12 protein-coding genes and 1 tRNA gene are annotated in these 13542 nt (G+C 29.4%); 9 read left to right on the top strand and 4 right to left on the bottom strand.

Annotated elements, in window-relative coordinates; translation table 4 throughout:
- The first annotated feature begins 13 nt into the window (after positions 1-13).
- The 5 genes from SAPIS_RS04300 to SAPIS_RS04280 all read left to right on the top strand — a co-directional run bounded on the left by SAPIS_RS04300 (position 14) and on the right by SAPIS_RS04280 (position 3357).
- Entirely contained in the window at positions 14-1024 is a 1011-nt protein-coding gene (locus tag SAPIS_RS04300) for a serine/threonine protein kinase (RefSeq protein ID WP_023790015.1), read from the top strand.
- Positions 1025-1921 carry a ribosome small subunit-dependent GTPase A gene (gene rsgA / locus SAPIS_RS04295; RefSeq protein ID WP_023790013.1) on the top strand — a complete coding sequence of 299 codons (897 nt, stop codon included), beginning with the start codon at positions 1025-1027 and terminating at the stop codon, positions 1919-1921. It begins immediately after the preceding gene.
- Entirely contained in the window at positions 1921-2595 is a 675-nt protein-coding gene (gene rpe / locus SAPIS_RS04290; RefSeq protein WP_023790011.1) for a ribulose-phosphate 3-epimerase, read from the top strand. The genes rsgA and rpe overlap by 1 nt, the downstream gene beginning before the upstream one ends.
- Positions 2585-3202, top strand: a complete 618-nt coding sequence (locus SAPIS_RS04285; protein WP_023790009.1) for a motility associated factor glycosyltransferase family protein — start codon at positions 2585-2587, stop codon at positions 3200-3202. Before rpe ends, SAPIS_RS04285 begins: the two co-directional genes overlap by 11 nt.
- Positions 3203-3272: 70 nt before the next feature.
- Positions 3273-3357, top strand: a tRNA-Leu gene (locus SAPIS_RS04280).
- Positions 3358-3510: 153 nt separating this feature from the next.
- Here the strand turns inward: SAPIS_RS04280 and rpmB are convergent.
- Complete coding sequence (gene rpmB / locus SAPIS_RS04275) at positions 3511-3711, bottom strand: 50S ribosomal protein L28 (protein ID WP_023790007.1); 201 nt, start codon at positions 3709-3711, stop codon at positions 3511-3513.
- A gap of 266 nt (positions 3712-3977) precedes the next feature.
- On the opposite strand from rpmB, the gene SAPIS_RS04270 reads away from it, so the two are divergent.
- The 4 genes from SAPIS_RS04270 to SAPIS_RS04255 all read left to right on the top strand — a co-directional run bounded on the left by SAPIS_RS04270 (position 3978) and on the right by SAPIS_RS04255 (position 10276).
- A complete protein-coding gene (locus tag SAPIS_RS04270) occupies positions 3978-4289 on the top strand; it encodes an Asp23/Gls24 family envelope stress response protein (RefSeq protein ID WP_023790005.1) in 312 nt (103 codons plus the stop codon).
- A 95-nt stretch (positions 4290-4384) separates the two neighbouring features.
- Entirely contained in the window at positions 4385-6034 is a 1650-nt protein-coding gene (locus tag SAPIS_RS04265; RefSeq protein WP_023790003.1) for a DAK2 domain-containing protein, read from the top strand.
- A gap of 97 nt (positions 6035-6131) precedes the next feature.
- Entirely contained in the window at positions 6132-10016 is a 3885-nt protein-coding gene (locus SAPIS_RS04260; RefSeq protein ID WP_023790001.1) for an ABC transporter permease, read from the top strand.
- A 47-nt stretch (positions 10017-10063) separates the two neighbouring features.
- A complete protein-coding gene (locus tag SAPIS_RS04255) occupies positions 10064-10276 on the top strand; it encodes a hypothetical protein (RefSeq protein ID WP_023789999.1) in 213 nt (70 codons plus the stop codon).
- Positions 10277-10575: 299 nt separating this feature from the next.
- On the opposite strand, the gene SAPIS_RS04250 is transcribed toward SAPIS_RS04255, so the two are convergent.
- Genes SAPIS_RS04250 through SAPIS_RS04240 form a run of 3 tightly spaced genes read right to left on the bottom strand, consistent with a single transcriptional unit; the run spans position 10576 to position 13372 of the window.
- Complete coding sequence (locus SAPIS_RS04250; protein ID WP_023789997.1) at positions 10576-11298, bottom strand: hypothetical protein; 723 nt, start codon at positions 11296-11298, stop codon at positions 10576-10578.
- Positions 11298-11795: a dual specificity protein phosphatase family protein gene (locus SAPIS_RS04245; protein WP_023789995.1), complete on the bottom strand. Its 498-nt coding sequence runs from the start codon at positions 11793-11795 to the stop codon at positions 11298-11300. The genes SAPIS_RS04250 and SAPIS_RS04245 overlap by 1 nt, the downstream gene beginning before the upstream one ends.
- Positions 11795-13372 (bottom strand): PTS transporter subunit EIIC, encoded by a 1578-nt coding sequence (locus SAPIS_RS04240; protein WP_023789993.1) that lies wholly within the window; start codon positions 13370-13372, stop codon positions 11795-11797. The genes SAPIS_RS04245 and SAPIS_RS04240 overlap by 1 nt, the downstream gene beginning before the upstream one ends.
- Positions 13373-13542: the final 170 nt, after the last annotated feature.

Below are 13542 nucleotides of genomic sequence, written 5' to 3'. Positions count from 1 at the left end.
GGGAGGTTTTTGTGTGCGAAATTACGAAGTGGGTCAATTGTTGGCGGAGAGATACGAAGTTGTTTCACCTATTGGTAAAGGTGGAATGGCATCGGTCTATAAAGCTTTCGATATAATTACAGAGAGAATGGTTGCGGTAAAAGTAGTTGCACCCGAAATAATAGTTAAGCAAACTGGCCAAGAAAGATTCGAAATCGAAAAAGAAGCTTTTGCTAAGCTAAGTTCAAATACTAATGTAGTTCAACTTTTTGATTTTTTTCAATCTGGTGACGAGTGATTTATTATTTTAGAGTGTGTTGAAGGCGGAACTTTAAAAGACAAATTACAAAGACAAGGTGCAATGACACTAAAAGAAATAAAATACTACTTTGGAAATTTATGTGATGCACTTCAAGCAGCTCATAATTTAGGAATTGTTCATCGTGACATAAAACCAGATAATGTACTTCTAACACAAAGTGGCGAAGTAAAATTAGGGGATTTTGGAATATCTGTAATGGAAGGATTCACTAGTGAAGCAGCCAAGGCCATTGGAACACCAAAGTATATGCCACCCGAAGTGATTGAAGCAAAAAAGGCAACACCAAGAAGCGACATCTATTCATTAGGTATTATGTTATATGAGTTTTCAACAGGAGTTGCCCCGTTTCTAGCAAAAGATGCAAAAAAAATCGCAACTAAGCACATTAAAGAAAAACCTACGGCACCTAGGCTGATTAATCCGACAATTCCTCAAAGTTTAGAAAATATCATACTAAGAATGATTGAAAAAGACCCGGATAATAGATATTTCTCTATGAAAGAAGTTCAGTCGGATTTAATGAGTGTCAAAATTACAGATGCACCAAAACCTTATGTATATCATTTGAAAAATACTATTCATACAGATAGGGGCTCACTACATATTAAGTTAGGAACAGCGGTTGAAAAATTACCATTTATATTGAAAAACAAGTTCATCATAACTTCATTGCTTCTAGCATTATTACTATTGATAGCATTAGTGGTTGCTATGGTTATTTAAATGTTAAAGGGAAGAATTTTAAAAATAGTAAGTGAGTATGCTTACATTAGTTTTGAAGGCAACCTATATGAATGCAAAGCAAAAGGTAAACTAAGACATATCAATCAAACACCAGCAACCGGTGATAATGTTATATTTGAAATTATTGATCAAGAAAACCACAAAGGTCAAATAACTTCAATAGAAGAAAGAAAAAATCAACTATACCGACCAAGGATTACCAATGTAGACCAAGTTGTAATTGTTACATCAGTTAAGGAACCCGATTTCAATTCTTATACTTTGAATAAATATCTTGCTTTTGTTGAGTATTTAAAAATAAAACCAATTTTAGCATTTACTAAAGTTGATTTGTTAGATAGTTCTAGTGTTGTTTGAGAAATTGCAAAAGCTTATCAAAAAATAGGGTATCAAACATTTCTTATAAACAATATGATAGATACTGATACAGAATGAAATAGATTCACTGCCTCATTAGAGGGGAAAGTTTCTGTTTTCACTGGACAAACTGGAGCTGGAAAATCAACAACTCTTAATCATATAATTCCTAATTTATTTGAGAAAACACAACAAATCTCTAAGGCGTTAAATAGAGGTAAACACACTACGACGAAGAATGAGTTATTTGCTTATAAAAAAGGCTTTATTGGAGACACACCAGGATTTTCATCATTTGAGTTAAAAGATATTGACCAATATCAGCTTGCACATAGTTATGCATTCTTTGCTTCGAATATGAATAAATGTAAATTTAATAATTGTATTCACATTCCAAGTACACCAGGATGTGAGATTATAAAAAGCGTCTTTGAAGATAGGTTTCCAAAATTTATATATGAAGATTATTTAAAAATGCAACAGGAGTTAGCATTGAATGAAAGAAGAAAAGGATTTTAATGAAAAAATATAGTGTAGCGACAAGTATATTAACTGCAGATTTTTTGAACCTTGGTAACGAGTTAGAAAAATTACAAAAAGCTGGAATAAAATGACTTCATTACGATGTTATGGATTTTCACTTTGTAAAAAATTTAACTTTTGGTCCTAAAATATTAGCGGATATAAATAAAAAGTATAATTTTAAAATCGATATTCATTTAATGGTCAAAATATTAAATTGATCTGTAGAGGAATATCTAAAAACATTCATTGAAGCGGGAACTAATCAAATTTCAGTTCACTATGAATCATTAACAGATTTACAAATAAAGGACTTTATAAAAGTTTGTAAAAAGCATAATATAAAATCATCATTGGCAATTAACCCAGATACAGGTGTGGATGAGATACAAAGTTATCTACCAGAATTAGATAATGTTTTAGTTATGAGTGTTTATCCTGGATTTGGTGGACAAGTATTTTTAAATGCATCTATAGAAAAAATTGAATCACTAGTAAAACTTAGGGAAAAAAATAATTATAAGTACTTGATTGAAGTGGACGGTGGTATAAATGCCGAGACTTCAATACTTGTTAAAGAGGCCGGGGTTGATATGTTGGTGGCAGGAAGTTTCTTAGTAAATGGTGATACTGCAAAATTATGTGAAAGAGTTGAGTTACTTGAAAAATAGAATCTTTATAGTGACCTGTGAGAACAACCTGAATCTTTCTTTATTTGATAAAAACTCTATTTTTATTGGTGTTGAAAGAGGATGCATTGACATCATCAATAAAAACATAAAGTTGAGTTTTGCTGTTAGCGACTTTGATAATGTTGAAGAAAATGAAATGAAACTAATTGAAAAAAACGCAGAGAGTCTAACTATTTTAGATGCACAAAAGGACTGACTAGATGGTAAAGAAGCTATAAAACTTGCTAAAACTCTTGATTACAGCGAGATAATCTTCATTTGCAAACCCACTAAAAGAATGGATATGAATTTAAGTGTTATAGATTTTGTGCTAAGAGATGATGTTAAAATTTTGAATGACAATAGTTACATTTTTAAATTAAAAGTCGGAAGTAATAAAATATTATTTAACCAATTTCAAGATTATACATACATAACATTGTTTGCGATTGAAAACACAACTGTCACAATTGAAAACTTAAAATATGAGGTTCAGAATCTTATCTTAGAACCTTATTCAACTCGAGCATATTCAAATTGCTTTAGCATGAATAAAGATGCAAATATTATTGTATCTAAACCTGCCATAATAATTTTTAACAAGTAAGTTTGATTTCACAATTTGTAATATTTTTTTTCAAATATGTTCATTATTTATATATAATAAATAGGTAATTGCCCTCTTGGCGGAATTGGTAGACGCAGCAGACTCAAAATCTGCCGAGTAAAATCGTGTCGGTTCGACTCCGACAGAGGGCACCATTTTGAAATAAAAAAAAGTAATTCAATTGAATTACTTTTTTTATGCCTCATTAACAAAATTTAGTTTTTTTTCTATTAATATCCAAATAAAAAAAAAGCTTTTATAAATTGGTAAAGTTTTTATCAATAAATATAAAGGCTTTTGAATAATATTTATTTTGCTAATTGATTATTTTTTTTCAAAGTTCTCAAAGTTCTTGCTGAAACTTTTAAAGTCATAACTTTACCATTTTCGTCCATAACTTGAACTTTCTGCAGGTTAAGGTTTCATTTTCTCTTATTTGAATTCATAGCGTGTGATCTTGAATTACCAGATAATGGTCCTTTTCCTGTTAAACTATCTTTTCTTGCCATATAATTTCACCTCGGACTAATTAATAATACATTATTTAACTCCAAATTGCTATAAATATAATAAAATTTTGTTATTTTTACAAAATTAAAGTTATCTTAAACTTTTTTACAAAGTTAGATAAGTATTTACGATTAGTAAAAAAATCACAAATAACCTATTTTATTTGACTTTAAAGTGCTAAAATAATTTAGTACTAGTTTGAAGCTGTGATATTCATGTTTTCGATGTATCCTTGCAGTAATGCGGGTTTTTGGGGGATTTGCTTATGGAAAATAAAGCAATATATGAAGCAATAAAAGATGCTGTTGTAACTGTTCCAGGTGTTGTATCTTTTGCCAATTATTCTGCAAAGTCTCATCTAGATATTAGAACTAACGATATTAATAAAGCTGTTGAGATGTCTATGACAGATAACATTTATAGAACAAAAATTCACATTATCTTAATTAATGGCGTTAACATCCGAGACGTTGTCAATGAGGTTCAAATACGTGTAAAGTACGAACTGGAAAAGTTAAGTCAGTTTGTGCGAAATTATATAGTAGATATTGCGGTTGATGATTTAGAAATCATCTAAAGAACTAGATAAATACCATATACTTGCAAAAGAAAATTTTGCAACTTTTTTAAAATTAATTTTATTTAAAACAAAATATAGAAGGTGACAATACTATGAAAGAAGTGCAATTATTAAAAGGCATGATCACGAGTGGTGTAAATAACATTTACAATAATTACCCTCACATCGATAAATTAAACGTTTTTCCTGTGCCAGATGGAGATACAGGAACAAACATGAATTTAACTTGTACTAACGGTTATTCAGAAATTAGTCAAGGTGACTTTGACAGTATCGGGTCATTAATGTCAAAGTTTTCAAGGGGTCTAATTATGGGAGCTCGTGGTAATTCAGGTGTTATTTTTTCACAAATTATCAAAGGATTCTCAAACGGGATGAAAGATAAAGAACAACTTAATCTTGAAACATGAAAAGTAGCATTCAAACAAGCTAAAGAAGTAGCTTATGCAGCTGTTATGAAACCAGTTGAGGGTACAATTTTAACTGTTATAAGAGAGACAAGTGATTTTGTTAATTCGATCGAAGACAATGAGATGGACATTAAAGAGTTTTGAGATAAAACTATAAAAAGAGCAAACACATCACTAGAAGGTACACCCGACTTATTACCACCATTGAAAGAAGTTGGTGTTGTTGATAGCGGTGGATACGGGCTAGTAAAATTTTTAGAAGGTATGCAACACTTCGCTAAAACTAACAAACCGATCGCTAAAACAAAAAAACTTGAAGAAAATACTGGTGGAAACATCGATATGGTTATCGAAGATGAGTTCGGTTATTGTACTGAGGCAATTGTTATATTAAATGATGAATTGATTGATAAATTGAACGTAAATACAGTTAGAAGTACATTCGAACAATACGGTAACACTTCTATAGTTGCTGTAATAGACAATGACATTTTAAAAGTACACACACATGCACTTATGCCAGGACAAATACTTACATATCTTCAACAGTTCGGGGAATTCAAGACCATTAAAGTGGAAAACATGAACTTGCAGGCTGAAAAACATGTAAATGATACTTCTAGTAAGGGAAGCGAAGCTAATAAAGCAGCACAAGGACAACGTATGCTTTCTAATCCATTCGCAACAATTGCGGTAGTTCGCTCAAAAGAAATGCAAAAATACTTTAAAGAAGAACTTAATATTGATTTTGTAATTGACGGTGGTCCTAAAATGAACCCTTCAACACAAGATTTTCTAAAAGCAATTCAAAAAGTAGACGCAAAAGTAGTTTATATTTTTCCAAATGATGCAAACGTACTATTAGCAGCAAAACAGGCAAAAGATTTGGAAAAAATGTCTAAGGTTGTTGTTTTAGAAACTAAAACTATTCCCCAAGGAATTACTGGGTATTTATCATTAGATCCTGATGAAACTCCTAAGAAAAACGAATCAAATATCAATAAGGCAATTAAGTCTGTTACTTCTGTATCAATAAACAAAGCTGCTAGAGATGCAGTGATCGATGGTGTTAAAATTTCTAAAGATCAATACATGATAATTGTTGATAAAAAAATTACATTTGCAGCTAATTCATTAAAAGATATCTTCACAAAGTCATTAGCAAAATACATAACCTCTAAAACTGAGATAATTACCATCTTCACTGGATTAGATGCTTCATTCAAAGACATAAGTGATCTAAGGAAATATTTAGATGAGAACTATGATGTTGAATACGAAGTAGTCGAAGGTGGACAAGAAGTTTACACATTTATTATGGGTATAGAATAATTTCAAAAACTTTTTTAACAGAAAAAGTTTTTTTTATACACAAAGTTAAGTTCCTAATCTACTATATAATATAATTAAATAAGCGAGAGGCAATTTTATGAAAAATATTTTTAAATCTTATATGAAACTATTTATAAGATCTTGAGTTGAAACTTTGGGTACAATTATTTTTCTAACAATATTTACCATGATTGTGATGGGGATGTTGGCAACACCGTTGCAGCTATCACTTCACGCCTTGTCTGTAAGAAATAATACAAATATTTGACAACAACAAATGCAAGGTTACAAAGATCTTGACGATAATTTTGTTTATAACAATATTTTTTCTTCCAAAAAGGGAGACTCTAAATTTAGGTTAAAGTATAATGATTTCGAAGACGTGAACTTGGAAGTTTTCAAAGATTCGTGGTTTACTTGTGAAGCTCAGAAGATCATAAATAACTACGTTAATGATATTGAAATCAAAGATAACGAAAATAAAGAACAAAAAGAAAGAGAAGCCGTAATAAGAATGGCGAATTTTTTAATTGATGCTTACAAAAGTAATGGGGATGAGATTGAAGTTGATATTACTTATGAAACTAAAAATAGTATTCAAAAAACTTATAAAACAGAAAAAATTAAAAGTAAAGATATTTTTACAACAGATGTTAAAAATGCATTGAAAAAATTCAATGCGGGTAGAGATGTAAACTCTTATTTAGTAAATAGTTTTTTGAAAGAAGTATCCAAATTAAATGAAGAAAAAGATTTAAAGTATGACGTAATCCAAAAAATTAACATTATAGATCAAGCCTCAAACTTCTCTAAAACTTATAATTACACTATCGAGTCAACATCGTCATTATATTCAAATACTGTTGATGAAAATAAACAATTGAACAACTTGGTTTTAAGATCTGGTAGACTACCAAATAAAATTGTATGAGATAGAACTTCTAATCCTACGATTGAAGTTGTTATAAACGACAATTTTGCTCGAAAGCAACAAAAAATGATCAATAATAATATCTTTCAAATAAATTTACCTACATCAAATGACGAAAAAAAATGAGTTCCTGTGAATTTTAAAATAGTAGGGTATGCCGAAAAATATTCTGCACTTGCACCTGTAAAACTAGGATACACATCAAGCGTTGATAATTATGCCCACATTTTTGTAGACAAATCATTTTTTATCGGTGACTCTTCAAATAGTGATAATAGCCAAACTTATTTTAATGATTTTATTTTAAAAGACTTTAAAGAAAACTCAAATTTCAAAATATCACAAGATAGAATGGTTTCAAACTATTCGAAGCCACTTAATGAATCTTTAGTAACTAACAGTAATGAAGAGAAAAATGCAAAGTTATTCGACGTTGGTACAACAGTGTTTGAAGATTTTTCATCTCATGACTCAATAAAACTCTTAACTAATTTGTATGTGATGACTTACATATTTCTTGCAATCGGTATAATTTTATTTTTACTTGCGTTCTTCTTTATTATCTTTGTACTAAAAAAAGAAATAAATAATACAAGAAGACAATTAGGGGTTTTCAAATCAATTGGTTATAAAACCAGAGAGTTAACTTGAGTATTCTCTGTTAAGACTTTTATTTCTATGACTATTGGAATCGGAATTGGGTACTTTTTATCAATCCCATTTCAAATTGAAGCCTCAACTAAAAGCTTTGCTAACTGGGTTGTATTCAGTTTTGATAATGTTTATTCAAATCCAATTTTTCTAACTTGCTTGATTATTCTAGTCCCACTTTTATTTGCTGGTTTATCTTATCTGATTATTTATTCTTATCTATCAGAAAATGCTCTTGCATTATTAAGTACTGGTGTCAAAAAGAAAAAATGGGGTTATGTCATCTGAATTATTTATGTTATTTTCTTTCCTTCATTATTATTTATAGGAATCAACAAGATTTTATTACTAGTATTGAAGAAAAAAAATCAAGGATTTACTTATAGAATGCAAGAAGCATTTGTTTCTAGTGCTAAAGGGAAATTTGTTTTAATATTAACTCTAATTGGATTTAGTGGTTTCTTATTTATGTTGCAACTACAATCAATCCCAATATTAAAAAATATGATAAATGGAAGTTTTGGTTACTTGAACAATAATGTTGACCACTATTACAAATATTCTAAATCAAGCACGTTATCATTCGATGGCAAGATTAAAGATACAAGAAAAGCAGAAAGCAGCGAATTAAAATATATAGATATAAAAGGTCACGATTCAGTTATAAGTTATTTAAATAACGATAATCAAAATACAATTATTGACTATAATAATATATCAAAGCTGTTATATAAGCTATCTGATGTCAGAAAAGAAGTCATTAAAAAACCTATTAATGGTTTTCCAAAAATTCCACTACCGCTATTGTTCAACTTTATTTCATTAACTTATCCTTTGAAAGAAGTAGATGATTTAAATATAGATAAGCTAAAAGTAATGTATTCTAAATTGATAACAGACCCAGACAATTTACCAGAGTTTTTGAGTGAACAAAACATTTTAAATATGAGTAACAATAAAACTGATAAACATTCAGCGATCAAAATAAACGACATCGGAAAGTATTTTTGTTTATCATTCAAAGACAAGGATTTCGAGGACTGTAATGACACAAAAACATTTAAAAAAACCATGAGAGACACATTACTCGAAGGAGTTGCCCCAAGAGGTATTAGCAATTTTGCAAGCGATACAAGTGGTCTTTCTAATATAAATACAAATTTTAGAAGTCTTATTACAGAGTTTTTACTCGCTTCTGATGATGTAAATACATTATTGACATCTAATGTTGTATTATATGATAGTTCAAAAGAAGCTCTTGTTCTTGATATACCTTACTTCATCGAGGGAAACAGTGAAGTTGATAAATTAAAATCTAAGATATTTGCAATAGATACAACTAATAAACATGGTGATATTAACAATATTTTCAATCTAAGTTCAATAACCCAAGATACAATTAAATCATTGGGAACCGAAGTTAACGAAAGAATACCAGTAATCATATCTTTTCGTCTCGCAAAACTATTGGATGCAAAAGTTGGAGATATCATAAATAATCTTAAAATTGGTAAAAAAGGGAATATAATCGGAGATTTTGTGGTTGTTGGAATAAATAATGCCGACACACTTCAACAAACAATTTATGCAGATTATAATTTATTACTCAACAAATACAAAGATGATTCAATTGTTGAAAATGGTTCTTTAAAGGAATACTTTACATCATTTTATAGTACTAAAAAAAGTCTAAGTGGTAAACTTGACCTTGAAAATATTCAAAATCTTGTCACATCTTTCACTAACCATTTAGAATCAACCACTATATCAACTTCTACCAAAAACTCGTGATTGGGTACAATATTAGATATATATTTAAGAAAAGCAGTTGATAATAATAGTCCTGCACTTGGCAAAGACTTGGCAGACATCATAAAAAAAGTCCTAGAAAAAGTTAACTTTGTACGAGATGAAAATTTAAATTATGTCCTATCGGGTACATTCGGAAAAAGTTTAATGGTAATGCCAATTATAAAATCTGCAATAGACGCACTAACTGGTACAATAATTTGATCGATGGTAATGTACGTTATTATCGATATGATTTTATTAACAATCCTATTGATTGTTATAATGAATATTATAATTGTTGATGCAATAAACATTATAACTATAATGCGTTCATTAGGATATTCGAATGCAAAGGTTAATTGGATGGTAATGGGAAGATATATCACAGGTGGAACCATAGTATTTATCTGTGCATACATTGTCTCAATTCTTACTTGAAATTTATTACAAACTATAGTTTGAAATAAATTTGGTGTCTTGGTTCTAATCCCATCGCTGCCTTGGGTTCCTTTCCTTGCTTATGGAATACTTTCGCTAATAATGTTATTCGGATGGATTGCAGCTATGGCACAAATAAGAAAACAACCATTAACATACTTGGTAAGCTAGAACTTTTTGAGTATAATTAGTTAACAAAAGGAGGCGAACTTATTAATATGGCAGAAAATAAATCAATTACACCATCGGAAGTTTGTTGCCCAGGTGGAGCACATAATTGTTATACTTGTAGGGTTTGTAGCGGATCTTTTCATGGGTGTCAAAGTTGCTTAAAATGTATCAGTTGTCAAACTTGTCTATCAAAAAAATGTCCTTGTTGCTCAGATGGAAGCGCACGTCAAAAGGAAAATAAAGAAAAATATAAAAAATAAACAATAAAAAAGCACTTTCAAAACTAGAGTAGATGATACTTAGCTTTGGTAAAGTGCTTTTTTTGTATGAAATAAAGCTTTAACTTTTTAATAAATTTCAACAAATAAAGGTGTAGTTCTTTTAAAAACTAAATAAATAATCTTGTAAAGAGAAAAGTAAGCACATCAGAGCAGCAACAAAAAATATTATTGGTAAAATATTTCGTCTTTTGTTAGAGAAAGAGCTCTTTTTACTAGTTTTAAAAATTATAAAACTCAGGACAAAGAAAAATATACAAGCAGATAATCCAATACCTAGTTTAATATACAAAATCAAACACCTCAATAAATTTTGGTCCAAAGCTTATTTTGCTTGCGTCTATTTTTTTAATAAAGTTTTGCAATTTTTTAATAGAGCTTTTAAACAACTCTGAGATATTCGAAATTTCTATATCGACTTCTTGTCCGTTTAAAATAGATCGTGCAACTATGTTAAGGGGACTTATATCATTCTTTGTCTCTCTAATTAAAGATTCAATTTTACTTGTGTTCAATGTGACATTATAATTATCATTTAAATAATAATTTATGTTTTTGTAAATATCTTGTAGCCCTCATGTGATTACTTTAAGCTGTTTTTTTTGTTTATCATATAAAACACTCTCAGTACCTCTTATCTCAAAAAAATAATCACTACTTGAAAACTTTTGTAAGAAATTCTTCCCACTTATTGATGGATAGTTTTTAAACTTATTTATATATTTGTAAATTATTAACTTCACTTCGGATTCATTTATACTGTATTTTCTTAAAATAAAACTTATGTAATCATTTAATAGTTTCTCACTAACTATTTTAGAATTTTCTATTGGAATATAAACTAAAAAATTTATATCGCATTTTAGTTTATGTCTTGCTTCTTCCCCCATTGCAATTAGTTCTAAACTTTTCAAATTATAGAGACAATAAGTGGGCTCCTTATGCAATAACTGACCATCTTTGTATATGTATAAAACTCTATAATCGAAGTCCAAGTAGTACATTAAATTTTCACGCTACTTTCATTTAAACTATTTTTTAATTCTTGAAAAGGAAAGTTCTCTTTTAAATATAGATAAATACCAGAGTTTAATTTCATATAAGGGTAGAAATTATCAATAAAGTGATTCAAGGCTAAGTTAAAATCTTCGATATTGATGATATTTTCTATAACTAAATAAATAAAAATCAGTGAAGCACTTCTACTAACTCCTAATTGACAATGAACATACACACGCCTTTGTTTTATATTTTGTTTTATAAAGTTAATTGCAAATAGAAAATAATGTTTATTTAAAATAGTTGGATGATAACAATCTACAATGTTAGCTGCTAATTTATCTTTCGTTATTACTACGTTGCTATTTTTAAATATGATGTTTTCTCGTTTGCAAAGATTCCTGTAGAATATATCACTCATTTTGACTTCACAATCTATTTTTAGTGTGTTAGAAAATTGATCGCCTAGATATAAGTTATCTAAAATTTTTTTGAAAGGCATTACTCAATCACCCCTAGAAACTCTCTTAAATCTGTTGCTAAGTTTACTACTTTTGGACCATAAATAATATGAATTTGATTATTACCAATGTCTTTGATTCCATAAGGTTTTGTTTCTTCTAACAGGTTTTTATTAATTTTATTTATATCTTTTACTGTTACTCGAAGCCTTGTAACACAGTTACCCATAATTATTATGTTTTCTTTGCCGCCTAAACCTTCTATAATTTTTGAAATATGTTTTTCTTCATTATCTTTTATTTCTATTTTGTTTGAATCTTTTGTTATTGCATCTACTCTTCCTGGAGTTTTTAAATTGAATTTTAATATACAGTAATAAAAGGTTATAAAGTATGCTCCGAATGCAATTGGTCCAATTATGAATAGCCCTCAAACATTTTGTATTTTATTTCAGTTTATTCCATTTACGACAATTCAAGTTATTAAACCTGATCCTCTTGTTGATACTTGGGCAAAATTACAAAGATACATAGACATATAAACAAAACCAGTAAAAAAGATGTGAATAATATATAAATATGGTGCAGTAAATATGAACGTAAACTCAATCGGTTCTGTTGTTCCAGCTAGAAAAGATGCTAGAGCAGCCGAGATTATTGCACCACCAACTACTTTACGACTTTGTTTTGGTATTGTAAAATACATAGCTAAGGCTGCACCAGTTAAACTAAACATATTTGTAGGAAACGTTCCGTTAACAATTCATGTATCTTTCGCATAAATCATTTCATTTAAACCAAGTTTTGCTATTGCTATATTGTAGATACCATTGATGATTTTTCCATCAGGAGCTATTCAAGATGCACCAACCTCTGTATAATACAAAAAGTAATTCATGACTTGATGTAATCCAAATGGTATCAATGCTCTATTTGCAATCCCATATAGGAATGGCGAACCAGCACCCATATATTTTCATCCTTCTCCAACAGCTACTAAACCTTTTGAGATATATATCCATACTATCCCGAGTGGCATTCCTATTATTCAAGCAGCCAATGTACTTGCAACAGGGGAAAATCTCGGCCCTCCAAAAAAGGATAGAAATTCTGGGAACTTCAGTTTATAAGTTCATTTATGTACTTTGTATCCTATAATCCCAGCAATCATACCTCCAAAGGCACTATACTGAAATGACATAACTCCAAATCTAAATGCCAACCCAGCTTCTTTTGGATTTTGTAACATATTTGGTTGTAAAACTTGGAGCATCAAGTTTGCAGCAAAATGTAATGCAGCATAAGCCATTAAACCAGATAATGCAGCTGCTACTTTTTCACTTTTGGCTAGACCAGCTGCTAAACCGATAGCTACTAAAAAGTCTATGTTTGTTATTGCAATCATACCAATATTTTTTATAGCATCTACTGCTATTTTTACACTACCTTGATAGGTACCCACTTCAGTTGCAATTGCTTGACCCGCATAACCAATTGCTCCTATTAAAGCTAGTAAGGGAATTACAGTGACAGGTACCAATATGGCTCTTCCGAAGTCCTCTAAACTTTTTCTTATATTAGATAAAAATCTCCTAATAGGGATATTCTTTATTTTCAAATTTGTTCACCTCCATTATTATTTTATTTAGTTGTCACTAACTTAAATTTCTAAAGAATTTAATTATTTCAATATTTTCTTTAAATATTTAAAATCAACAAATAAATATGCAACGTATTTAACCACTCACAAAATTTTTTCTTTTAACACTTTTGTGTTAACATATGAAA

The sequence above is a fragment of the Spiroplasma apis B31 genome (assembly GCF_000500935.1).
GTDB classification, from domain to species: Bacteria; Bacillota_I; Bacilli_A; order Mycoplasmatales; family Mycoplasmataceae; genus Spiroplasma_A; species Spiroplasma_A apis.
The sequence above is the reverse complement of the archived record's forward strand: the minus strand, read 5'-3'. Positions and strand labels throughout refer to the sequence as shown.